21 protein-coding genes and 1 tRNA gene are annotated in these 24,820 nt (G+C 50.0%); 4 read left to right on the plus strand and 18 right to left on the minus strand.

The features are described from left to right. Positions 1-3: 3 nt before the first annotated feature. The 5 genes from AC1RVX_RS05590 to AC1RVX_RS05610 form a co-directional block, all read right to left on the minus strand. On the minus strand, positions 4-1,293 hold the full coding sequence (locus tag AC1RVX_RS05590) for an NRAMP family divalent metal transporter (protein ID WP_493215578.1): 1,290 nt from the start codon (positions 1,291-1,293) through the stop codon (positions 4-6). Between the two features lie 92 nt (positions 1,294-1,385). Next, the gene (locus tag AC1RVX_RS05595) at positions 1,386-2,207 is read right to left on the minus strand and encodes a response regulator (RefSeq protein ID WP_493215579.1); all 822 of its coding nucleotides are present in this window, start codon (positions 2,205-2,207) and stop codon (positions 1,386-1,388) included. A gap of 133 nt (positions 2,208-2,340) precedes the next feature. Then, positions 2,341-3,138, minus strand: coding sequence for a Crp/Fnr family transcriptional regulator (locus AC1RVX_RS05600; protein WP_493215580.1), 798 nt, complete (start codon positions 3,136-3,138; stop codon positions 2,341-2,343). Positions 3,139-3,456: 318 nt separating this feature from the next. Further along, positions 3,457-4,266, minus strand: a complete 810-nt coding sequence (locus AC1RVX_RS05605; protein WP_493215581.1) for a Crp/Fnr family transcriptional regulator — start codon at positions 4,264-4,266, stop codon at positions 3,457-3,459. A 160-nt stretch (positions 4,267-4,426) separates the two neighbouring features. Continuing rightward, positions 4,427-5,146, minus strand: a complete 720-nt coding sequence (locus AC1RVX_RS05610; protein WP_493215582.1) for a Crp/Fnr family transcriptional regulator — start codon at positions 5,144-5,146, stop codon at positions 4,427-4,429. A gap of 242 nt (positions 5,147-5,388) precedes the next feature. Between AC1RVX_RS05610 and dusA the strand changes: the two genes are divergently transcribed. From dusA to AC1RVX_RS05625, 3 genes are all read left to right on the plus strand, one after another. Then, positions 5,389-6,474, plus strand: coding sequence for a tRNA dihydrouridine(20/20a) synthase DusA (gene dusA, locus AC1RVX_RS05615; protein WP_493215583.1), 1,086 nt, complete (start codon positions 5,389-5,391; stop codon positions 6,472-6,474). Positions 6,475-6,790: 316 nt separating this feature from the next. After that, positions 6,791-7,369: a hypothetical protein gene (locus tag AC1RVX_RS05620; RefSeq protein ID WP_493215584.1), complete on the plus strand. Its 579-nt coding sequence runs from the start codon at positions 6,791-6,793 to the stop codon at positions 7,367-7,369. A 107-nt stretch (positions 7,370-7,476) separates the two neighbouring features. Continuing rightward, positions 7,477-7,552 (plus strand) — tRNA-His (locus AC1RVX_RS05625). A 128-nt stretch (positions 7,553-7,680) separates the two neighbouring features. Here the strand turns inward: AC1RVX_RS05625 and AC1RVX_RS05630 are convergent. The 13 genes from AC1RVX_RS05630 to AC1RVX_RS05690 form a co-directional block, all read right to left on the minus strand. Next, positions 7,681-8,112 carry a GNAT family N-acetyltransferase gene (locus AC1RVX_RS05630; RefSeq protein WP_493215585.1) on the minus strand — a complete coding sequence of 144 codons (432 nt, stop codon included), beginning with the start codon at positions 8,110-8,112 and terminating at the stop codon, positions 7,681-7,683. A 70-nt stretch (positions 8,113-8,182) separates the two neighbouring features. After that, entirely contained in the window at positions 8,183-8,479 is a 297-nt protein-coding gene (locus AC1RVX_RS05635) for a DUF1294 domain-containing protein (RefSeq protein ID WP_493215586.1), read from the minus strand. A 107-nt stretch (positions 8,480-8,586) separates the two neighbouring features. Next, a complete protein-coding gene (gene trhP, locus AC1RVX_RS05640; protein WP_493215587.1) occupies positions 8,587-9,951 on the minus strand; it encodes a prephenate-dependent tRNA uridine(34) hydroxylase TrhP in 1,365 nt (454 codons plus the stop codon). An 88-nt stretch (positions 9,952-10,039) separates the two neighbouring features. Further along, positions 10,040-10,903: a DMT family transporter gene (locus AC1RVX_RS05645; RefSeq protein ID WP_493215588.1), complete on the minus strand. Its 864-nt coding sequence runs from the start codon at positions 10,901-10,903 to the stop codon at positions 10,040-10,042. A gap of 118 nt (positions 10,904-11,021) precedes the next feature. After that, positions 11,022-12,860, minus strand: a complete 1,839-nt coding sequence (gene typA / locus AC1RVX_RS05650) for a translational GTPase TypA (protein ID WP_493215589.1) — start codon at positions 12,858-12,860, stop codon at positions 11,022-11,024. A gap of 123 nt (positions 12,861-12,983) precedes the next feature. Then, positions 12,984-13,916: a tRNA pseudouridine(55) synthase TruB gene (gene truB, locus AC1RVX_RS05655; RefSeq protein WP_493215590.1), complete on the minus strand. Its 933-nt coding sequence runs from the start codon at positions 13,914-13,916 to the stop codon at positions 12,984-12,986. Between the two features lie 70 nt (positions 13,917-13,986). After that, complete coding sequence (gene rbfA / locus AC1RVX_RS05660) at positions 13,987-14,376, minus strand: 30S ribosome-binding factor RbfA (protein ID WP_493215591.1); 390 nt, start codon at positions 14,374-14,376, stop codon at positions 13,987-13,989. A gap of 55 nt (positions 14,377-14,431) precedes the next feature. Further along, the gene (gene infB, locus AC1RVX_RS05665; RefSeq protein ID WP_493215592.1) at positions 14,432-17,317 is read right to left on the minus strand and encodes a translation initiation factor IF-2; all 2,886 of its coding nucleotides are present in this window, start codon (positions 17,315-17,317) and stop codon (positions 14,432-14,434) included. A gap of 47 nt (positions 17,318-17,364) precedes the next feature. Beyond that, positions 17,365-18,924 carry a transcription termination factor NusA gene (gene nusA / locus AC1RVX_RS05670; RefSeq protein WP_493215593.1) on the minus strand — a complete coding sequence of 520 codons (1,560 nt, stop codon included), beginning with the start codon at positions 18,922-18,924 and terminating at the stop codon, positions 17,365-17,367. Continuing rightward, entirely contained in the window at positions 18,921-19,406 is a 486-nt protein-coding gene (gene rimP, locus AC1RVX_RS05675; protein WP_186949349.1) for a ribosome maturation factor RimP, read from the minus strand. The genes nusA and rimP overlap by 4 nt, the downstream gene beginning before the upstream one ends. Positions 19,407-19,716: 310 nt before the next feature. Beyond that, a complete protein-coding gene (locus tag AC1RVX_RS05680) occupies positions 19,717-21,486 on the minus strand; it encodes a pseudouridine synthase (protein WP_493215594.1) in 1,770 nt (589 codons plus the stop codon). Then, positions 21,467-22,579: an SMC-Scp complex subunit ScpB gene (scpB, locus tag AC1RVX_RS05685; protein ID WP_493215595.1), complete on the minus strand. Its 1,113-nt coding sequence runs from the start codon at positions 22,577-22,579 to the stop codon at positions 21,467-21,469. The genes AC1RVX_RS05680 and scpB overlap by 20 nt, the downstream gene beginning before the upstream one ends. A gap of 221 nt (positions 22,580-22,800) precedes the next feature. Then, the gene (locus AC1RVX_RS05690; protein ID WP_493215596.1) at positions 22,801-23,124 is read right to left on the minus strand and encodes a hypothetical protein; all 324 of its coding nucleotides are present in this window, start codon (positions 23,122-23,124) and stop codon (positions 22,801-22,803) included. Positions 23,125-23,335: 211 nt separating this feature from the next. On the opposite strand from AC1RVX_RS05690, the gene AC1RVX_RS05695 reads away from it, so the two are divergent. Continuing rightward, the gene (locus AC1RVX_RS05695; protein WP_493215597.1) at positions 23,336-23,722 is read left to right on the plus strand and encodes a hypothetical protein; all 387 of its coding nucleotides are present in this window, start codon (positions 23,336-23,338) and stop codon (positions 23,720-23,722) included. Positions 23,723-24,820 lie beyond the last annotated feature (1,098 nt).

Below are 24,820 nucleotides of genomic sequence, written 5' to 3' on the forward strand. Positions count from 1 at the left end.
GACCTAAAGAGTTGCGAACATGGCGACGACTGCAACAGCCATCATCACTGTGGCCAGCCAGCCCAATATTTTTAACCTGCTGGTAATCACAAACCGCCCCATGATGTCGGATCTTGCTGCCATCAACATCATCACCGCCATGATGGGAACAGAAATAACACCATTAATGACGGCGCTCCAATACAGCGCCTTGATGGGGTCTATGGAAGTAAAACCCAGCGCAATGCCAATCACAGTCGACAACGCAATAATCGCGTAAAACTGCTTTGCATTCATGGGCGAACGTTCCAGGCTATTTTTCCATTTGAATGCGCCCGCCATGGCATACGCAGATGATCCAGCCAGCACAGGTATGGCCAGTAAACCGGTGCCTATGATACCTGCACTAAACAGCATGAATGCAAATTCACCGGCAATCGGGCGCAGTGCCAATGCTGCCTGGGCAGAAGTCTGTATGTCGCTGATGCCATGCAAATTCAGTGTCACTGCTGTCGTCAAAATAATAAAGAACGCCACCAGATTGGAAAATGCCATGCCGATATAGGTATCGATTTTGATGCGCTTCAGATTGGCAGCCGCCTGCTCCGGTGCCTTCAATAAGGGTCGTGCAGCGGGATCAGCATCCATTTCTTCCACCTCTTGCGAGGCTTGCCAGAAAAAAAGATAGGGGCTGATGGTAGTACCAAATACGGCCACCACGGTGGTTATATATTCCGGCTTCCAGGATAACTGCGGCATCAGTGCTTTCCGCACAACCTCGGCCCAGGGAATATGCACCACAAAAACCGTAGCCACATAAGCAAGCAAAGCCAGGGTCAACCATTTCAGCAGGCGAACATAGCGCCGGTAAGGCACAAAAACCTGCAGCAGCAAAGAGATGATGCCAAACCCAACCGCATACCAGTGTGCCTTACCACCGATCAACAGTTTCAATGCTTCACCCATGGCAGAAACGTCAGCAGCAATATTGATAGTATTGGCAACCAGCAGCAGGCTAACGATGGTATATAACAACCAGGCCGGATAATGACGGCGGATATTAGTCGCCAGGCCATGGCCGCTGACCCGCCCTATACGGGCGCTGACGACTTGTATGCCCACCATCAATGGATAGGTGAACAGAACTGTCCACAGCATATTGAAGCCAAACTGTGCACCGGCCTGGGAATAGGTGGCGATACCGCTGGGGTCATCGTCTGCCGCACCGGTAATCAAACCCGGCCCCAGTTTCTTTAACCAGGATGATTCTGGTTCAGCCGTCTGGGTTTCTTCGATAGTATTTGAAACAGTCATGAGTAAAATAAAAATTGCAGCAGCAAATGGTAGCCTGAGCATATCAGAACTCATTCATCAGAGATGAGTTCTGACAATACAGTAGCGCGTGCTTAACGCGCTTTCAGGGTAACATCAACGCCGATTCCGCGATAGCCGGTAAAACGGCTGGCTGAGTCAAATATGGGTTCACCGCTGACCTGCAGATATTGCATGCTGCCATCTTCCCTTTTGCGACTGTAAATGAAATCCAGAAAAGGGCGGCGGTTTTTGATGTTGGCATCCAGCTGCGCATGTTCTTCAACATTCCAGCCTGGTAAGCCTGCAGGTGAAATGCCCTGCGTCTGGTCATCTACAATGCCCAGCATTTCAAAGACAGGGCCGGATACGCTGGTGAAATTGCCCTGCTGGTCTTGTTCCCAATAACAATCGGTAGATAATTGGGTAAAACTTTTGAACCGGGCTTCGCTTGCACGCAATTCTGCCGTGCGCTCCAGGACCAGTTCTTCCAGGCGCTGATTATTGGCTTCCAGCTTTTGATATAGCAGCCTGACTTCGAGCATATTGCGTATGCGCGTCTGCACCACAATCAAGTCAAAAGGCACACTGACGAAATCCCTGACACCGGCAAGCAATGCCCGCATTTGCTGGCTGGGCTCGGCAGTCACAACCAGAACTGGCAAGTAAGGTTCCTGTTCCAGTTCTCTTAACAAATCGATGACTTCAAATCCATCCATGGATGGCATTTGCAGATTCAGCAAAATCAAATCATACCGATTCGCCGCATGTAAAACACCTACGGCTTGTGGATCCAGGGTCGAGCTGACAGCGGTATACCCGGCATTGAGCAGCATCTGCTCCAACAACACCACATTGGCTTTCTGATCATCCACGATCAAAATCTTCGCACTCAATATTTCAGCGACTTCCAGCATACATTCTTTCAAAAAGTTATCATCTAAAATCAGGGCGTGTTGACCTATAGCGGTGAGATACATTCCATGATTCTTCCTGAAAGAAAAAAGCAATGTTGCTATTTTGAATCCGACAAAAAATTAATGCCTTATCTCACAAACTGATCCTGTTGACCAACACTCCCAGCTTGCGTACCTGCGGCAAAGTTGTGACAGACGCAGACTGATCACCCTGACGTTGCCTGACATCGCATAAAAGACGCGCAAATTCCTTCTTTACTACTTCATAGCACTCACAAACATTTTCTTCCAGGCCACCACGATCCGTCACCGTTATGTGACCGCGACGATAACGAATATAGCCGTAGCTTTGCAGCTTACCGGCAGCTTCTGTCACCCCCTCGCGCCGCACACCCAGCATATTGGCAATCAATTCCTGGGTAATCGTCAGCTCATTGGTGGGCATACGATCCAGAGTCAGCAATAACCAGCGACACAATTGTTGCTCAACCGAATGATGTCGATTGCATACTGCTGTCTGCGACATCTGGGTAATCAGCGCCTGGGTATAGCGAAGCAACAAACGCAACACTGGCCCCGCCCGATTAAATTCCTCCATCAATATCTGCGACTTCAGGCGATAGCCATATCCACCTGTCTGCACAATTGCACGACTTGGTGTACTGTCCCCGCCCATGAAAAGAGAAATACCCACCACCCCTTCATTTCCAACCCCGGCAATTTCAGAAGATCCACCGTTTTCAAGCAAGTAATGCAAAGAAACAATAGAGGTAGTCGGAAAATACACGTACTGCAACTTGCCACCAGACTCGTATAAAACATCCCCAAGGGGCATGGACACCAGTTCAAGATGCGGTGACAGGCGATTAAACTCGGCATCCAGTAATGCTGCCAGCAGGTAATTTTGGTTTGGATCATTGGTCATAGGCATATCAAGCTCCTGCTTTTCATGAAGAATAAGAGGAGGAACACGCACGCCTTCACCCTGCGCACAATATTCCGCTTGATGAACTGTAGAACACTTATGTTTTCCGCGTCTGTTCGATATCACACATATAGAAAAATAAACAAGACTCCACAAGATGCCACCCATACCGGCAAATTCAGAAAAGAACCGAGCACATCATCAAATTGGCGTAATTATCCGCACTTGGGCAAACTATCGCACCTTTGGATATAAATCCTTTGTGTGCCAGCGCACAGACCAAAGTGATTTAACAAAAAAAACTCAACATAACGTCTATCCGATTTAACTAACTATGTGACTTTCATCTGAATTACCATTGGCACGGGAATGGACTAAGGTGCGTGGATCAGATGGGCCCAATATATGCAAAGGGTCGCCAGGCGCAATATCGGTCAGCAAACGATCAAACTCACGTCTGACGACGGCATAACATTCACAAACTACTTTCTCCAGACCAGGGCGATCTATTACATCGATCTTGCCGCGACTGTAGTTAATCAATCCCAATCTTTGTATATTGCCAGCCGCACCAGTCACGCCTTCTCGCCGCACCCCCAGCATATTGGCGATCAATTCCTGCGTCATGGAAACCGAATCTGAAGGCAAACGGTCCAGACTCAACAATAACCAGCGGCAAAGCTGTTGCTCTATTGAATGATGGCGATTACAGACGGCAGTCTGTGTCATTTGGGCAATCAAAGCCTGGGTATAGCGCAACAGCAAACGAAGAAAGGGGCCAGCGCGATTAAATTCATCTTTCAGGAATTGTGCTTGCAGGCGATAGCCATAACCCGCACACTGAACAACAGCACGGCTGGGTGTGGTCTCCCCGCCCATAAAAAGTGAAATACCAAGTATCCCCTCATTGCCAACAATGGCAATTTCGGCGGATGCTCCGTTTTCAAGCACATAGAGTAACGAAACGATGGAAGTCGTCGGAAAATAAACATAACTCAGTGTTGCACCAGCCTCATACAGGGCCTGGCCCAACGGCATAACCACCAATTCAAGATGGATGGCAATACGTTCAAATTCTGCGCGCGGCAATGCTGCAAGCAAATGATTTTGCAAAGGGTTATGCGAGTCGGTCATGGCGTTGGCTTTTTGCTGCCATCCCGGTACGGAACGACATGGATTGGTTAGACTGGATTATCTACCTACAGAGTAGCAGGATTAGCCATGCTGTATGTGCGCCATCACTCACAAGTCGAGTTGAGCCTGCATAATCGAACCGAATATTGCTGGAAGGAGACTACTGAAACGGAATATCAGAAAGCAGGCGATCAAATTCTTTCCTGATCACGACATAACATTCACAGGCGATTTTTTCCAGGCCAGGCCGGTTCAGTACCGAGATGGCACCACGACTGTAACGAATCAACCCTGCACGCTGCAAGCGCCCGGCAGCTTCCGCCACCCTTTCGCGCCTCACCCCCAGCGCATTGGCAATGCGTTGCTGAGTGATATGAACAGTATCAGAGGACAGATGGTCCAGGCTTAACAACAGCCAGCGACACAATTGTTGCTCAACCGTATGATGCAAGTTGCAAATGGCTGTCTGCGTCATTTGCGTAATCAGCGCCTGGGTATAACGCAGTAACACCCGCAAGAGCGGGCCTGCACGGTCAAATTCAATTTTTAGAATCTGGCCACGCAAGCGGTAAGCATAGCCCTCACTTTGAACAACTGCGCGATTGGGTGTGGTATCACCGCCCATAAACAATGAAATTCCCACCACGCCTTCGTTACCGACGGCGGCAATGTCAGCTGACATCCCGTCTTCCAGAACATAGAGCAAAGAAACGATGGCTGTAGTTGGGAAATAAACGAATTGTTGCCTCACCCCAGACTCATACAACACATCGCCGGCGACCATCAGGACCAATTCCAGTCCTGCCGCCAAAGCACCAAACTCCGCAGAGGGCAACGCAGCAAGCAAATGATTTTGCAAAGGGCTATGAGTTTGAAGCATTCGCGTTTTTAAGCCCAGGTTCCAGTAACATTTCTGCATTGCATTGGTACAGGCAGAATTCTGAGCACAGGCTATCACGTCAGGTAAATTTTCTATGCGCGCTCGCGCACACAAGTCCCTTCACTTACGTAATTTTATTGAAATAAATCCTGGCAACACAAATCAGCATTTTTGCAAGATAGCAAAATGATCAATGCATCCTGATGTATCCGGGCAAGCCGGACTGAAAGGTAAAAATCGCCATGCAGGTTACAATAGCGGATTGTAAATCGCTGTTTCGTTTTATCGTGAATAAACTTGTAACGCCCTCGCGCCGCGTCTCTGTTGCCCCCATGCTGGACTGGACTGACAGACATTGCCGCCAATTCTATCGCCATATCACCCGCCATACCTGGCTCTACACCGAGATGGTCACCACCGGAGCCCTGCTGCGCGGTGATGTGCAACGTCATCTGGAATTTAATCCGGATGAGCACCCGGTAGCCCTGCAACTGGGTGGCAGCGAAACTGCCGACCTGGCAGAATGCGCAAAAATGGCCGGGGAATGGGGTTACGACGAAATCAATCTGAACTGCGGCTGCCCTTCTGAACGCGTGCAAAAAGGCGCATTTGGTGCCTGCCTGATGTCTGAACCGCAACTGGTGGCAGATTGCGTCAAGGCCATGAAAGATGCAGTATCCATTGATGTGACGGTGAAGCACAGGATAGGTGTCAATGATGTCGATTCCTATGAATTCATGCGCGACTTCGTTGGCACAGTAGCAGAAGCCGGCTGCAAGACTTTTGTCGTGCACGCCAGAAATGCGATTCTCAAGGGGCTGACCCCAAAAGAAAATCGCGAAATTCCGCCGCTGAAATACGATTATGCCTACCGCCTGAAGCAGGAATTTCCACACCTCGAAATCATCCTTAACGGCGGCATCAAAACGATTCAAGAAATGGACCTGCATCTGCAACATGTGGATGGCGTCATGATAGGGCGCGAGGCTTATCACAACCCCTATTTCATGGCTGGTTTTGACGCTCACTTTTATGGTGATGACAGCCCGGTCAAAACACGCGAAGAAGTCCTCGCCTGCATGGTGCCTTACATACATCGTCAACTTGAATTGTATGGCAACGACGGCAAAGGCCTGCGCCTGAACACCATCGTGCGCCACATGCTGGGTCTGATGACAGGTCTGACCGGTGCACGCAGCTTCAGGCAAGTTTTGTCTGACAGCAAGAAACTGTCGCTGGGTAAGCCAGAATTATTGCTGGAAGCCGTTGAACGCATGCAGCAAGTTGCCTTGCAGGAAAAAAATCGCGAAGAGCAGTTTTCCGAATAACATTCTTCACCATCCATCGTCACTCCTGATCCCTGATCCAAAAAATTCAGGAACGATACTCGTTTTGTCTGTATCAAACTGTAGAGAAACGTATGAATTGTAAAGATTCATGTAACGTTGAACATCTGTTTTATGTCCTTATCAGTACATACGTAAGAATTTGTAATAGCTTGTCAGCACGGGCAAACGCAGGAATATATTGACCCTGTTTTCTTGCACGATCCTTCAACTCACTACGACAGTGAGGTTGCCTACGCATTCATTTGCGTAGGCTTTTTTATTTCAACACACCATGTCGATATACAGGAATCCAGATATGTTGAACAAAACTTCCATGAATTTCGTTTTTGCATTGAGTATGGTTTTTTCAGCTTTACTCGCTCAACAGGCACAGGCCACCCCCATCATGGACTTGCGCTTTGATGGCCTGCTGGCGAAAGCAAATGAATTGAAGAAAGAGTTGAACCTGAACGCCAATCAGCAAGTGCTATGGCAACAGACAGAAAATAAACTGCAAGCCATGCGCCGCCAGCGTGACATACGCCGCGAACGCATGCAGGTAGAGCTGGAACAGCGTCTGGAACAAAACAGTATTGAATTGCGTGACCTGACACCGCAAATCGAGCAAGAAGAACAAACCACCGCACAAGAAAATAAACAAATGCGCGAGCTGGTACTGACCATCAATGACGCACTGGACGACAAACAGCGACAAATGCTGCAAATGTTCATGTTATCGTCATTGAGGGCGACACAGGATCAAGACAAAATGAAACGCCCAGAATCAGGCGAAGGTGGCAAGCAAAAAGGTGGCATGGGACGCCAGCGTGGCGGTGGAATGGGTGGGGGAATGGGCGGTGGTGGCATGGGCGGCAGTATGGGCGGTGGTGGCTAAAACATGCTTCAGGTAAGCTGCCTATAAAGAAAGTATTGCCAGAATGCCCGTTTCCTCGTATAATGCACAGCTCTCTTGCGTTACAAATGCAAGGGCGTAACACAGTGGTGGTCGTAGCTCAGTTGGTAGAGTCCAGGATTGTGATTCCTGTTGTCGTGGGTTCGAACCCCATCGATCACCCCAAGAATTTGCTAATCAAATCAATTGCTTAGCTTAAAAAGCCTGGTATAAAAACCGGGCTTTTTTGCATTTTTCCGCCCAACAAACCTGCCTTATGCATGCTCTCCTGAACGCTCACATGCTTAAGCATGTCATTCAGCAATAATGCCCGCAGCAACGGCCTGCTGATGATCGGCAAAAATAGCCATGGCTGTTTTCATGGGATGAAACCCCAGTTTTTGATAAAAGCCTTCCTTGCCCGGGTTGGCATACAGGATGATTTTCTTGTGGCCCTTTGATTGCTCTACCAGGTGATTGACGATAGCCTTGCCCAGTTTGACTCCCTGAAAATCCGGGTGAACGGCAACATCGCAAATATATGAACAATCAACACCATCGGCTAATGCACGGCCAGCGCCGACCAGTTGCTCACCGACATAGACAAAGCATTTGTACATGCTATTGGAAAATACGATTTCCAGGTTTCTTGCCGGCTTGTTACCCAAGGGGGCGATTTTGTATAAGTCTGACAGTGCCTGCCAGTCCACTTTTTCTTGCCCGTTTACCCATACCAGATCTGTCATTCCACCCTCACCATTGCTTGCCTTGACGAACATTATTGAGATGCAATTATATCAATAATACAAAAGCTATTTATGACATGCTAACAATAGCAATGAGTAATGCCAAATTAAGGATGACAGTAACAAAAAAAGTGCGCCTGAAAGAGGTCTTCTGTGTTTTATGGCGGAAAACGCTTTGGGCAAGGATGGCACCGGGCCAGCCGCCTGCCAGCCCACATAGCAGCAATGTGCGTTCAGAAATTCTGGGGCCACGCTTGCCGGCAGCAGATTTGTCGATGGCGTATAGACATAGGGTGACCAGGCTCATGATGGCATACGCCATGAGCAGCAGGCCGGGCAACAGGAAACGGGAATCAACAGCAGGCATTATCAATAGACATAGGCGCAGACATCAGCACAGACGTAAGCAGCAATGCGCCAGGTCATGGCGCAACATGGAAACTGTAGATTATTGCATGCCAAACATAACAGGCATCACAACATTCTGGCCAGCAGCGCCTTTTCATATTTGGCATCCAGCGGAATGCGTACCTTATACCCTGCTCCACCTATGATGTTCAGGGATTGATTGTCACTATTGCGCATTTCTGCCAGCTTGATTATTTCATTGCCATTTGGCGAAATGATTTCTATCTCGTCACCAACGGCAAAACGGTTTTTGACTTCGACTTCTGCCCAACCATCCACCACGTTCAAGACCTGCCCTACATACTGGCTGCGGTGTGCCTGCGACACACCTTCCATATAGTTTTGATGTTCTTGTGTATGGTGGCGCTGATAAAAACCATCGGTATAACCGCGATTGGCGAGACCATTCAACTGGCCCAATAAGTCTGGGTTAAATGGGCGACCGGCAACCGCATCATCAATTGCGCGGCGATAGGTTTGGGCCGTGCGGGCGACATAATACAAAGACTTGGTGCGGCCTTCGACCTTCAGTGAATCAATGCCGATTTTAGCCAGGCGCTCCACATGTTCAACGGCGCGCAAGTCTTTGGAATTCATGATGTAGGTGCCATGCTCGTCTTCGAGTATGGGCATGAACTGACCAGGCTTGCCGCCTTCTTCTATCAGGTAAGGGCGATCAGCCAGGGGATGGCGCGGCATGTCGCCCATAGCAGAGAAGGATTGATTGGCTTCTTCCAACGCTTGCTGGTAATTGAATTTAATGCTTTCAACAGGGATGCGCGCCAGGTCACCGGTTTCATTTTCAGTTGCATTTTCAATCTTGTAATCCCAGCGGCAGGAATTGGTGCAGGTACCCTGATTGGGGTCGCGATGATTGAAGTAACCAGATAACAAACAGCGGCCAGAATAGGCAATGCACAAGGCACCGTGGACGAACACTTCCAGTTCCATATCCGGGCATTGCTGACGGATTTCTTCTATTTCATCGAGCGATAATTCACGCGAGAGGATAACGCGGGTCAGGCCCATTTTCTTCCAGAATTTGACATCGGCCCAGTTGACAGCATTAGCCTGCACTGACAGATGTACCGGCACTTCTGGCCATTTTTCGCGCACCATCATGATCAGACCAGGGTCTGCCATGATGAGGGCATCCGGCTTCATATTAATGACGGGTTCCATGTCGCGCAGATAGGTTTTCAGTTTGCTATTGTGCGGGAAGATATTGCTGGCCACAAAAAACAGCTTGCCGCGTGCATGGGCACCATCTATGCCTTGCTGCAATACATCAAGGGTAGAAAATTCGTTATTGCGTGCACGCAAACTATACCGCGGCTGCCCTGCATAAACTGCATCAGCGCCAAAGTCGAAGGCGGCATGCATTTTTTCCAGCGAACCGGCAGGCAAGAGAAGTTCTGGTGCTTTTAACATGGTGGGATGATCCGAAAAGAAAAATGTTCGCGATTGTATAACCGTCCCCTGCCCCTGCAAAATTTACCCTTCCAATATTTGATGCAGATCAATCCCCGCGCATGGCCGTCAGTTCATTGAAAACCAGAGCAATCAACACCACAGCACCGCCATAAATGCTGGCAGCAGCAGGTACTTCACCAGCCCCCAGCCAGGCCCAGATAGGTGCCAGCAAGACTTCCAGTAAAGATAGCAAGGCAATCTCTGGTGCAGTCAGGCTGCCGGACGCTTTGACCATCAACATACAGGGAAAGCCAAGCTGAAAAAAACCGAGGATTGCCAGAATGATGATGTCATGCAACGAAGCATGAAACGGCCAGGCAAATGGCAGCATCAGCAGTGCAGAAATCGTGCCGCCCATGAATACAGCTGGCACCAGATCAACTGCATGCCCACCTTTTTTAAGTATGATGACATTGGCGGACGCTGCAAGCGGTATGCCAAAGGCAATCAGCATGCCCAGCAAGCCACGGCTGTCAACTTCTGAAATACTGCCGACAAACATCCAGCCCATACCGGCGCAGGCAGCGGCAATCGCCCACCAGGTCCGCGCAGGAATTTTTTGACGCAATATCAGCCAGGCCAGCAAGGCCGTGAATAATGGCGACAGGCTTTCCATGACGGAGGTATTGGCGACGGTAGTCATGGTCAGCGCAATCATGAAGCAGCTATACATGATGGCCCACATAAAACCTGACAAGATGCCCAACTTGCCCAGCAGACGCAGGCGTGGGATAAAGGCCCACTTGTATTGTCTGAGCATGACGCCAGCAATGAATATGGCAGCAAAAAAACTGCGCCAGAAAGTCACTTCAAAACCACGCGCTACTTCCAGGTGACGGGTAAATACACCGGCAATACTCCACAAAGTTGCAGCGCAGATCATCAGTATCACCGCTTTGCGGTGAGTCATTTTATTTTGCATGTTGATCCAAATAAAAAACCCGTTTGACTCTGGCCGTGAAGGCTAGAGCAAAACGGGTTGATATTAACGCGGCGTGACCGCGTCAATAAGCGTCAATGCGCAGAGATTATGCTACCTCGCGTGATGCCTTTTTACGTTCGTGCTCTTTCAAGAAGCGCTTGCGCAGACGAATGCTCTTAGGTGTGACTTCAACCAATTCATCATCGTCAATAAATTCAACCGCGTATTCCAGATTCATCTGGATAGGTGGAACCAGGCGCACCGCTTCATCTGTACCGGAAGAACGAACGTTGGTCAATTGCTTGCCTTTGATCGGATTCACCACCAGGTCATTGTCACGGGAATGGATACCGATGATCATTCCCTCATACACTGGGTCATTGTGGCTGACGAACATACGACCGCGATCTTGCAATTTCCAGATGGCGTAGGCAACTGCTGCGCCATCATCTTGCGAGATCAGCACGCCATTGCGACGGCCACCGAGTTCACCTTTGGAATTGTCGACGGCTGCGTATTCATCAAACACATGGCTCATCAAGCCTGTACCGCGTGTCAATGTCATGAATTCGCCCTGGAAGCCGATCAGGCCACGTGCCGGAATACGGTATTCCAGACGCACACGGCCTTTGCCGTCCGGTTCCATGTTTTGCAGGTCACCACGACGACGACCCAATTCTTCCATGACGCCACCCTGGTTGACTTCTTCCACGTCAACGGTCAGGTTTTCATATGGTTCGTGACGTTCGCCATCGACCATTTTGAACACCACGCGTGGACGGGATACGGCCAGCTCGAAACCTTCACGGCGCATGTTTTCGATCAGGATAGTCAGATGCAATTCACCACGGCCAGAAACTTCGTAAGTGGAATCATCGCCTTCAGCCTGCACGACGCGCAGCGCCATGTTGGATTTCAATTCACGTTCCAGACGGTCACGGATCTGACGTGTAGTCACGAATTTACCTTCACGGCCAGCTAATGGCGAGCTGTTAACCATGAAGTTCATGGTCAGTGTAGGTTCATCAATCTTCAACATCGGCAAGCCTTCAGGCGTGTCCGGTGCGCAGATGGTGGAGCCAATACCGATTTCTTCAATACCGTTGATCAGCACGATGTCACCAGCCAGTGCTTCGTCAACCAGTACACGATCCAGGCCCTGGAAAGTCAATACCTGATTGATACGTGCCTTGGTTGGCTTGTCGTCAGGACCGTTCATCCAGACTACGTCTTGCAATGCCTTGACGCGGCCACGCAGGATACGGCCAACGCCGATTTTACCGACGTAGGAAGAATATTCCAGGGACGTGATCTGCAATTGCAGCGGGCCATTCGGATCATCTTCACGCGCAGGAACGTGTTTCAGGATAGCGTCGAACAAAGGCTCCATGTTACCTTCGCGCACGGTGTCTTCCAGACCTGCATAGCCTTTGAAACCGGATGCATACACGATAGGGAAATCGAGTTGTTCATCAGTTGCACCGAGTTTGTCGAACAGTTCAAAAGTCGCGTTCACGGCTTTTTGTGGATCGGCATTTTCGCGATCAACCTTGTTGACGACAACGATAGGTTTCAAACCCAGTGCCAGCGCTTTACGTGTCACAAAACGCGTTTGTGGCATTGGGCCTTCTTGTGCATCGACCAGCAACAAAACGCTGTCTACCATGGACAAAACACGTTCTACTTCACCACCAAAGTCAGCATGGCCCGGAGTATCGACGATGTTGATATGTGTGCCCTTGTATTCAACAGCACAGTTCTTGGACAAAATGGTGATACCGCGCTCTTTTTCGATATCATTCGAATCCATCACACGGGCATCAACCTGCTGGTTGTCGCGGAATGTACCGGACTGACGCAATAACTGGTCAACCAGAGTGGTTTTGCCGTGATCGACGTGGGCGATAATGGCGATGTTACGAATAGCGCGTTTTGTAGTAGACATGATAGCGTTCTTATTGGGTAAATCTATGAGGTAAATCGGATAACCTGCGATTATAACATGTTGCATCGCAAAAGCAGAAAAACTCCTATTATTTCAAGGAGTTGCTACCGCGCGATGACAAATTCAATCACCAGTGACAATCAGGCGCTCTGGCGCGAGGATGCCGTATTCCTGCAACTGGGCCGAACCCAGCAATTGCCCGTCCGTTTCACGATAGACGCGAACGCGGCCAGTTTCAATGGGTAAAGTGACTTCTTCTTTGTTTAATGCCAGGCGTTGACCATGCAAAAACCGGCGCGACAGTTCATCGTTCAGGTAGACAGGGGAAAAACTGGACAATAAGGCATCGACCGGGTCCAGCAATGCCAGACGCTCTGCTTCGGGCAAACTCTCAAGATGTTCCAGGGTAATGGATTTCTCCAAAACAAGATGGCCCACCCCCACGCGTCGCAACTCTTTCAGGTGGGCGCCACAACCCAGCGCTGCACCAATGTCTTCACCCAGCACGCGTATATAGGTACCTTTGCTGCATTTGACCTTCAGGCTCAGGAAAGGTGCTTCATAGGCCAAGAATTCAAGTTCATGAATAACGACGCTACGCGCTTCACGTTCAAGGGTGATGCCGGCACGCGCATACTCATACAAAGGCTTGCCATCGCGTTTGAGCGCCGAATACATGGGTGGCACTTGCTGTATAGGGCCGGTAAATTGTTGCAATACTTGCTGAATTTTTTCCAGGCTGACTTCTACCGTTTTTTCTTCCAGCACTTCACCTTCGGTATCCCCTGTCGTCGTGGTGACGCCAAGGTGTACGACGGTAGTGTAGGTTTTGTCAGCTTCCAGCAAGTCCTGGGAAAATTTGGTGGCCTCACCAAAGCACAAAGGCAGCAAGCCAGTGGCAAATGGGTCCAGCGTACCGGTATGCCCGGCTTTGGCGGCATTCAAAAAGCGTTTGGCTTTGATCAGGGCATCATTGCTGGAAAAACCGACAGGTTTATCCAATAGCAATACGCCGTGCACAGGCACGCGCTTTCTTTTAATCTGCGGAGTCGTCATGTTGTCAGCAGCCCGTCGCCGGGCCACGTGCGTATTTCAAGTCTTTGACCAATCTTCGGTCTGACTTCGATTAGTCTTCGCCGTCGTCTTTGGCGCGAGTGGCGTTGGCTTCATCTATCAATTTTGACATGGCCATGCCACGAATGGTGGATGTGTCATGTACAAAATGCAGTTGCGGCAAGGTATGGATATGCAAACGCAAACCCAGTTGATTGCGCAGGAAACCGGCTGCCTTGACCAGGGCTTCAATTGTGTTCTTGATTGCGACAGGATCATCCACCAGCGTGGTGAAATACACTTTTGCATGCGCGTAATCGGGAGTCAGTTGCACTTCCGTCAGCGTGATCATGCCTACACGCGGATCTTTCAATTCAGACCAGATGATTTCTGCCAGGTCACGTTGTATCTGGTCTGCTACACGCAGGCCACGACCGGGGATATTTTTACTATGTTTTGCCATAAATTATTTTCTACGCACCAAACAACAACCCCGGACAAGTCCGGGGTTGAAGTTTTTAGAGCGTACGTGCTATCTCTTGTACTTCAAATATTTCAAGCTGATCACCAACCTGAATCTCGTTGTAGCCTTTCAGTGAAAGACCGCATTCCAGACCGGCTTTGACTTCTTTGGCATCGTCTTTGTAACGCTTGAGCGAATCCAGCTCGCCTGTCCAGGTAACCACGTTGTTGCGCAACAAACGGACAGAAGATGTACGTTTGACCATACCGTCGATAACCAGACAGCCGGCAATCGCGCCCACTTTGCTGACCACGAAAACCTGACGAATCTCGACCATACCAATGATCTGTTCGCGCTTTTCTGGTGCCAGCATGCCGGACAGGGCTGCTTTGACTTCATCTACAGCATCGTAAATGATGTTGTAGTAGCGGATGTCAACGCCATTCGACTCTGCCAATTTACGGGCAGATGCATCAGCACGGGTGTTAAAGCCAATGATGACCGCTTTGGAAGCAACTGCCAGATTGACGTCGGATTCGGAAATCCCACCAACTGCCGCATGCACAACCTGCACACGCACTTCGCTGGTCGACAATTTGACCAGTGACTGCACCAGTGCTTCTTGTGACCCTTGCACGTCGGTCTTGACGATAATAGGCAGGTTCTTGACTTCGCCTTCGCCCATGTTTTCAAACATGTTTTCGAGCTTGGCTGCCTGCTGTTTCGCCAATTTGACGTCACGGAACTTACCTTGGCGGAACAGGGCGATTTCACGTGCTTTACGTTCATCAGCCATGACCATGACTTCTTCACCAGCGGACGGCACTTCTGTCAGACCTTGAATCTCTACCGGGATGGATGGACCTGCCTCGGCAATATTTGCACCATTTTCATCCAGCATCGCACGGACACGACCATAAGAAGAACCGGCCAATACCACGTCACCACGCTTCAGGGTACCGGACTGCACCAGGATAGTGGCAACAGTACCGCGACCTTTATCCAGACGTGCTTCCACGACCAGACCCTTGGCAGGTGCATCTTTCGGTGCTTTCAATTCCAGCACTTCAGCTTGCAGCAAGACATTTTCCAGCAGGGAATCAATACCCAGACCAGTTTTTGCCGATACTTGCACGAATGGTGAATCACCACCGTATTCTTCAGGCACAACGCTTTCAGCGATCAATTCTTGTGTCACGCGATCTGCATTGGCACCAGGTTTGTCAATTTTGTTGATGGCAACAACCAGAGGCACGCCAGCTGCTTTCGCATGGGCAATCGCTTCTTTGGTCTGCGGCATGACACCGTCATCTGCAGCCACCACCAGAATAACAATATCGGTCGCCTTGGCACCACGGGCACGCATCGCAGTAAACGCTTCATGGCCTGGTGTATCAAGGAAGGTGATCATGCCACGCGGTGTTTCAACGTGGTAAGCACCGATGTGCTGGGTAATGCCACCGGCTTCACCAGACGCAACTTTGGCGCGACGGATGTAATCCAGCAAGGAAGTTTTACCATGATCAACGTGACCCATGACTGTCACTACCGGTGCACGTGGGAAGGATTCATATTCACCGTGCTCTGTAGCATCCGTGAGCATGGCTTCAGGATCATCCAGTTTGGCAGCAAAGGCTTTGTGGCCCATCTCTTCCACCAGGATCATTGCTGTTTCCTGATCAAGCACCTGGTTGATCGTGCACATCTGGCCCAGTTTCATCAAATGCTTGATGACTTCGGATGCCTTGACCGCCATTTTGTGTGCCAGTTCAGCCACTGTCAGGGTTTCAGGTACGAACACATCTTTGACGATGGCTTCTACCGGCACCTGGAAGTTGGATTCACGGTCATCATGGTGATTGTTGCGACGGCCTTTAGGACCACCTTTCCAGCCATCACGCCCACCGGAAGTATCACCGCGAGTTTTCAGACCACCGCCGCGTTTTTTCGCTGCATCATCCTGCCAGGTCGAAGACACATTGGCGGATTTGATCGCCTTCTTGTCAGCAACAGCTGGTTTCTTTTCGTCTTTTTTCTCTGCAGGTGCACCAGGCTTTTTCTCTGCGACTTTTTTGTCAGTCGGCTTGTGCAAAGTACCTTCAGCCACCTTCGGCGCTGCTGCGGGAGCTGGCTCCGCCGCCTTGGCTGCCGGGCGACGTGCTGCGTTCATCATTTCTTTAATTTGCGCAACTTCGTCAGCCACAGCTTTTCTGGCTTTTTCAGTTGCAGCAGCGCGCTCGACCGCTTCTTTGGCGTCGGTCACCGCTTTTTTCTTGGCGTCTTCTGCATCCACCCGTTTTTTATCTTCGTCCACAGCTACAGCAACTTGCGCAGGTTTTACATCTGCGGATTTGGCATCTGGCGATTTAACGGTGGCAGCCTTGGCTGCTGCTGCAGCCTGTTCAGCCTTGACTCTTTCAGCTTCTGCCTTGGCAGCTTCGGCCAATTCAGCTTCACGCATGGCCTGGGCCTGGGCTTCTTTTTCAGCTTCCAGTTTGGCCAAACGCTCTTGTTTCTCAAGCAATTCGGCTTCCTGACGGGCGATCAGCTCAGCTTCGTGGCGCGCTTCTTCTTCGTGACGCGCCTGCTCAGCGGCATCAACTGGTGCTGCGCCCTGTGCTTCATCAGCAGGAGCATCATCACGTTTGACAAAAGTACGTTTTTTACGAACTTCAACCTGAATGGTACGAGATTTCCCAGTAGCATCCGCCTGCTTGATCTCGGTCGTTTCCTTACGAGTCAAGGTGATTTTCTTTTTTTCTGTGTCCGCAGATACGCCGTGGGAACGACGCAGATGCTCCAGGAGCCTGTCTTTGTCTTCCTTTGTCAGCGAATCTGAGGTCGAGCTCTTACTGACGCCCGCCGCACGCAATTGCGTGAGCAGCAAATCTGCTGACATCTTCAGCTCGGTGGCAAATTGGGCTACATTGTTACTCGCCATTCAGTCCTCTTTTTCTATGTGCGCGTTATGAGATTCAAACCCGTGAATTACTTAGCTTCTACGAGTTTCCAGGCTTTGGCTAACAACGCCTTGGCCTGATCATCATATTTAGCGTCGATGAGTTTCATCTCATCATCAGTCACATCTTCAAATGCTTCTTTAATCAATTGACGGGCACGGTCGGCTGACAATGCCAGGATCGCGCCAAATTCGTCATATGCCAAACCGGCAAAAGCTGCCAGTGTCTTGATACCAACCAGACCCAACTTACCAGCGGTGACACGTGTCATGCCATCGAGGTTGACCAGTTCATCATCCATACCTTCCAGACCTTCTTCGGAAGCAATCGCTTCTGTCAGCAGGGCATCGCGGGCACGATTACGCAACTCATTGACGGTATCTTCGTCAAAGGCTTCGATTTCCAGCATTTCGCTGATCGGTACGTAAGCAATTTCTTCCAGACTGGAGAAACCTTCATCTACCAGGATGTCGGCAACTTCCTGATCAACGTCGAGTTTTTCCATGAACAGGCTGCGGATACCTGCAGTTTCCTGTTCTGCTTTATTGGCGGACTCTTCCGCAGTCATGATGTTGATTTGCCAGCCAGTCAATTCAGCAGCCAGGCGTACATTTTGTCCGCTGCGGCCAATCGCAATTGCCAGGTTTTCTTCATCAACAACCACGTCCATGCCGTGTTTTTCTTCATCCACCATGATGGACGAAACATTTGCCGGAGCCAGTGCGCCGATGACGAATTGCGCCGGGTCTTCAGACCACAGGACGATATCAACACGTTCGCCACCCAGCTCGCCCGTTACAGCCTGTACGCGTGAACCACGCATGCCGACGCAAGTGCCGATAGGATCAATACGTTTGTCTGCTGTGTACACAGCGATTTTTGCACGCACGCCAGGGTCACGCGCAGCAGACTTGATGACCAAAGAACCTTGTTCGATTTCTGGCACTTCCAGCTCGAACAGTTTCATGATGAATTCTGGCGCAGTACGGGACAAGATAACTTGCGGGCCACGTGCATTGCGGTCTATACGCAGGATGTAGGCACGGACACGGTCACCAACACGCAGATTTTCTTTAGGGATCATCTGGTCACGTGGCAGACGGGCTTCGATCTTGCCGGATTCAACCACGGCTTCGCCACGTTCCATGCGCTTGATGGTACCGGTTACCAGTGAATCGCCACGCTCCAGGAAATCGGCCAGGATCTGTTCACGTTCCGCATCGCGGATACGCTGCAAGACGACCTGTTTGGTATCCTGAGCAAAACGGCGACCAAAGTCTACCGATTCAATTTCTTCTTCGATGTAGTCATCGACCTGGATTTCAGGATCATCTTCGACTGCTTCAAAATGCAGAATTTCCTGATCTGGCAATTGCAGGCCTGCTTCGTCAGGCACGACATGCCAGCGACGGAAAGAGCGGAATTCACCAGTATCACGGTCGATTTCTACACGAATATCAACTTCACCGGGAAAACGTTTTTTTGTCGCTTGCGCCAAAGCATGCTCCAGCGATCCGAAAACAACCTCTTCATCGACGTTCTTTTCACGCGCCAGCACATCCACCAATAACAACAAATCACGACTCATGCTTTGCGACTCCTAAAATCCACTTGCGGCACGAGGCGTGCCTTATCCACATCGGCGAGCGTAAACTCCAGCATGGCCGACCCATCTTTTACTTCAAATTCGAGCTTCAGATTCTCACCTTCTGGCTCGTGCAGGACGCCTTCGAAAGTTTTGCGATTTGGCGTGCCCGGCATGGGCATACGCAATTTCACATTGGCTTTCTCACCGGCAAAGCGCACATAGTCAGCGACTTTTTTGAGTGGTCTGTCGAGACCAGGAGAAGAAGTCTCCAAGCGGCTGTAATTGACATTTTCAACCGTCAGCACATGCGACAACTGGTGACTGACTTTTTCGCAGTCCTCCACCGTGATATTGCCGCGCTCAAGGTCTTCGGGTAAAAAATCAATATAAACCCTGAACAGACCGCGCTCGGCCTGCTCAAAGTCCACCAGATCATATCCGGTACCATTGACGGTTTTTTCTATCAAATCCAACAAAGCCAAACTTATTCTCCGAAAAACACTGCTTCACATTTCACAAATCAGGCCAATATGCGCCATCAAAAGTCATCCAAAAAAAACGGCAAAATTCACGCAATGGGCGTCGCTCCGCAACTGCCACATCAAGCCGATAATCGGGAAAACCAAAAAAAAATGGGCTACTGCCCATCTTTTTTGTAGCGCCAAGATTTGAAATCAATAAAGGCAAATTTTGCTAACTACAAGATTATAAACGATAAATTACCTCATCGCAATGGAAAACGAGGTAATTTCAACACGTACCCCTGCCATAAAACAAAGCAAAAGCAGATGCTTAAGCGCCGCGAGAACGTCTGCGCGCTGCAATCCCCTGCCCTATGGCCTGGCCACTTCCGCGTGAGGTAGGGCCACGACGTTGCTGCCCGGCATCAGGGAAGCCCAGTGCAGTCTGCAAAGGATCAGGTTGGCGACTGCGTTTTTTGCCGTTGGCATTGTTACCGGCGTTAGCACCATTACCACCACTACCTCCGTTGCCGCCTGCCTTGTTGCCATTGGCGCCACTACCGCCGCGCCCGGCGCCGTACTCGCCACGACCACCTTCACCGCGCCCACTGGTCATGGGAAAGCCGACTTGTTTTTGGGTAAATGGGCCAGAACCAAAACCAGGTGCCTTATTACCGTATGGCTTACCGGTTTTTGGCGCTGGCTTGTCGCCGCCTGCTTTTTCCAATCCGCTGAGCTTCAGCAGGCTGCGTACAGCATCTTCTTCCAACTCTTCCCAGCGACCTCGCTTCAGATTCGCCGGCAAGGTCATTGCACCGTAGCGAGTGCGTATCAGGCGTGAAACTGTCAGACCAACAGCTTCAAACATGCGACGCACTTCGCGGTTACGACCTTCACCAATGATGACGCGATACCATTTATTGACACCTTCACCACCACCATCAGTAATTTTGGAGAATTGCGCCAAACCATCTTCCAGCTCAACACCAGCCAGCAGACGCTGACGCATACCCTCTTCCAATTCACCCAGGGTGCGTACAGCGTATTCACGCTCAATACCATAACGCGGGTGCATCAGACGGTTAGCCAGATCACCAGATGTGGTGAACAACAACAAACCTTCGGTGTTGTAATCCAGACGCCCGACTGCCAGCCACTTGCCGACCTTCATAGTCGGCAGGCTCTCGAATACTGAGGCACGGCCTTCGGGGTCGCTGTTACTGACAATTTCACCAGCCGGTTTGTGATAAATCAGCACGCGTGGCGGTTTTTTACTGACTTTGCGCATGATGGGCTTGCCATTGATACGCACCTGGTCAGTCGGCAGAATTCTTTGTCCAATATGGGCTGGCTCACCATTCACGGATACGCGACCGGCGACGATCAATTCTTCCATGTCGCGGCGCGAGCCCAGTCCGGCTTCAGCCAATACTTTATGCAATTTAGGTGCATCATCGTCTGCAGTCAGGTCACGGCGTACTGGCTTGGCACGACCTTTACCCTTGGCATCATCCAGGGATGAGACATCAAACGCTTCGGAAGTCACAAAAGAAAAAACGTCATCCGCACTGTTACCTGCAGGGCGGCCGCCGCGCGCCTGTTGTTGCGGGCGTTTGGATTTACCACCAGCACCACCAGCGGCATGTGCCGCATTTTGGCGCGGGCCACGCTCAGGCCGGTCACCGCGCTCCGCACGATCAGCACGCGGCGGACGCTCAGTACGTTCTGCACGTTCGCCACGCTCTACCTGCTGAGCAGCTTCAACCACCACTTGAGGCTCGGCCACCGGCTTATCTTCTCCTGCTTCCACACTGACTGCACGTGGAGCGCGTGGCGCTCTTGGTGCACGAGGGGCACGGGCTTTCTTTACCGGCGCATCATCCGCAGCAGCTTCTACCGCCACTGCTACTACATCACCGGCAGCATCAGCTGCGACCTCTGTATTATCAGCCTTCGGCCGGGATCGGCGCATATTGCGCGGACCACGCACGCCACGCTTGGCAGGCTTTGCTTCATCAGCACCAGCCGGGCCATGATCATTCGCGCCCGCACCACTATCTGCTTGGTCAGCATTCACATCTTCAGGATTCATTGGATTCATTCTTTAGTTCTAATGGAGGCAACTGGCTGTCTGCCGCGCCTGATAAACTATCTGGCGCTGCTATATCAGCCACCTGATCACGCAATTCTGTGACGTTTTGAGCTTCACCCCCAACATCACTCAATTCTTCGCCGGGCTCCGCGATGGATGCCTCAGCCACTACTTCCGCCACCTCTTGTGTGGTGACAGCTTGTTCTACTGCTTCTTCTATACTTTGAACCGATTCTGCTGTCGGCCCTGGCAATACCCCTGCCATCACATCTACTACATCTGTCGTCACGACTTCAGGTTCATCTTGCACGATATCTGCGTGCTGGCTTTGTGCAATATCAGCATCATGAACAGAAACCGCTTCAGTCTCAGACTGGTCGGCTACCACTTCATTTAATGCAGCTTCAGATAATGCCGCCTCATCGGTCACCACCATTTCGGTAGCAGCAGCCTCCGAAGCTAGCGCTTCTGCGCCGTCGATAATGACTTCTGCACCTGTCTCAGTCACTGCAGCAAACATACCCTCATCCAATGCAGTCAATTCAGGTGCTACATCTTCCCCCGCATCTTTGGTCACTTGCTGCAAAGGCGGCAACTGATCCAGTGAGGATAAACCCAGATCATCCAAAAACTGCTTGGTCGTGGCAAACAGGGATGGACGCCCCGGCACATCACGATGACCTATGGTTTCTATCCAGCCACGGTCTTCCAGCGTCTTGATCATTTGCGAAGCCACGGTCACGCCACGAATTTCTTCAATATCACCACGCGTCACTGGCTGCCTATAAGCAATAATGGCCAGAGTTTCCAGCGTCGCTCTTGAATACTTGGGTGGCTTTTCCGGGTTCAGCCGGTCGATATAGGCACGCATTTCCGGCTTGCTTTGAAAGCGCCAGCCGGTAGACAGTGCCACCAGTTCTATGCCTTTGTCCGACCAGTCATTACGCAAACCTTCCAGCATCAGTTTGATGGTATCTGCGCCGACCACATCACCTTGATCGTCCGCATCCTGGAACAGCTTCTTCATGGTATTGACCGTTAGCGGCTCAGGCGCGCATAACAAGGCTGTTTCGAGGACTCGCTTTGCCTCAGCAGTATTCATGCAAATCTTAATTACACGGGTTTAGTTGATGTTATGCAGCAAAGCAACTGAAAAAATACAGCTGCTTCGACCCACACCAGTTTTGTATTAAATAAATTATGCTGCCACCAACCTGGCAGCAACGCCCTTCATGCGGGCGGCTAGGAACTGATCGGTCACGCACAGAATCAAATGGCGCGCAATCCCTAAAATTAGTAGACACTGGATTGTAGTCCAGAAATTCACAGACAATCAAAAATATCGTCATTAAATATTAAAAAAGCCACTTTATGACGTGGCTTTTTAATTGAATTCCAGATCAGCAGCGGTAAATTACCTGTTTCTGGCATCTGCGATAAAACCGCATACCAGCCTACCCGAACACTCACCACCACCAAAGAGCCAACCACAAGCCCTCTTGCAACCCCACGCCAAAACGTGAGGCGCGAGATTAACACGCATTGGGAAAATTTGCACGACAGGATTTGGATACTTACTTCACTATCTATCGCGCCAGCCTCAAAAATTATCTTTATTTCAATATTCATTGTTGCGGCACCGGTCATGCCAGCCTCATCCTGGCTCCCGCGCATAACTGACTGTCAGCATTTCCCACTGATGCCCGTCAGGCTCGTTCCAGTAAATCATACTTCCACCATATTCCGCATTGATTTTCCCACCCATAGGCCCACGGACTGAACTTCGGTATGCTATACCGGCTGCCTGTATGCGCCCCAGTATTTTAACAACACGCTGCTGACTAACGCGAAAACAAAAATGATAGCCGGGAAGTTTTCTTCAACATCCACAAAATCCAGGGGCAGTCCATCACTGACAAATACAGGGGAAAACAGCTCCAAGGCGATTGGCGACCAGGACACGCCCAGCAATTCCGCCAACTGCCTGACAGAAGCCAGGTTGTTGCACTTAGAACCTGCTCTCGAAATTTTACAAGTTCAATCATTAGCAGTAATCAAAAAAGGAAACAGAAATATGTGGAGCAAAAAAACCTCTGGCTTGATTGGCATGATAGTAGGCACAATCTTATTCCTGCTAAATGTTCAGCATTTTAGCGAGCAGGGTTTTGTCGCTATTGGTATGCCAATTATTCTTTTTGTTCTTGGCGTCATCTATTATCGCAAAGGCAGCCAAGAGAAAAAGTAGTGCCGTGCCAGCGTAGGCGCGAATTACCCTGCATATTCGCACGCATGGCAATTGCAGTCAGCTATTCAACCACTTTCACCGGTTGCCCTATTCAATTAATTAGTGTGACAAACCGATAATTGAAGAGTTAAGTCGCACTGACTACAACGGCAACTACTTTCGTCTTATCAATAGTTGCCGGTTTTACTCTGAATGACGCAACGCAAGAGCGCGTATCATAAAGACCAGATTGCATCGGCGCCTTTTTATCAGCGCCGCTAGCAAAGCAAAAAGCCTTTGATCATTGCTGATCAAAGGCTTGAATACTTGGTTGCGGGGGCATGCGTAGGACATTCAAAACTGCAAATCATGATCATCGACCGCAATTCAGTACCCCATCTGTATATCTAGCCCCCTATAGCGGGCAACATCCCCCAAGCACAAAAACCAAGGGCGCGAGAATATCACGCGGCTGGGGATTTTGCAGCATAAAAGAACGGCGATTCTAAAATAAAGTACCCCTCGGGAAAAAGGTAACTTAGGTAATCGAAATCTACAAAACAGCGGAAACCCTTGATACGTAAGGCTTTCCAGCGATTAGAAAAAGGTAATAATAAGGTAATGTAAAGGTATTCTAGTTACCTTTATAAAAGTATTTTCTTCATTTATAAATATCCTTATAGATCAACGACTTAAAAAATAATTACCTTTTGAGTTACCTAAAGTTACCAAATAAAGTAACCAACTATCCCTATATAAATCAATCACTTAGCAATGATTTATAGACGCACTTACCTTAGTTACCTTTTTCCCGAGGTCTCCCCAAATCTCAGAAAAGCAAAGCACCTCCCTCTGTATAGCCGCATCCAGTTATCACCATCATGCTGACGGCTGCGTTATCGCATGAAATTTGCGTCAAATTGCGTCATCTTTTGGGGCCATCAGGGTGGCCGCAAACGTAAGCCGGGCTTGGTCCTAACAGGTGACGCATATTTGAGTCAAAAGCACCCCATTTAGCGGGCAGGCGTGGTGGGGGGATGTCTGCGCGCCGGGGGCTGAAATGGGGTAAATATTGCAAAATAGCAATAAAATTAAAAGGGGCAGCGTGGGGCGGGCATG

This window comes from Undibacterium sp. GW821-FHT11B02, from assembly GCF_058808955.1.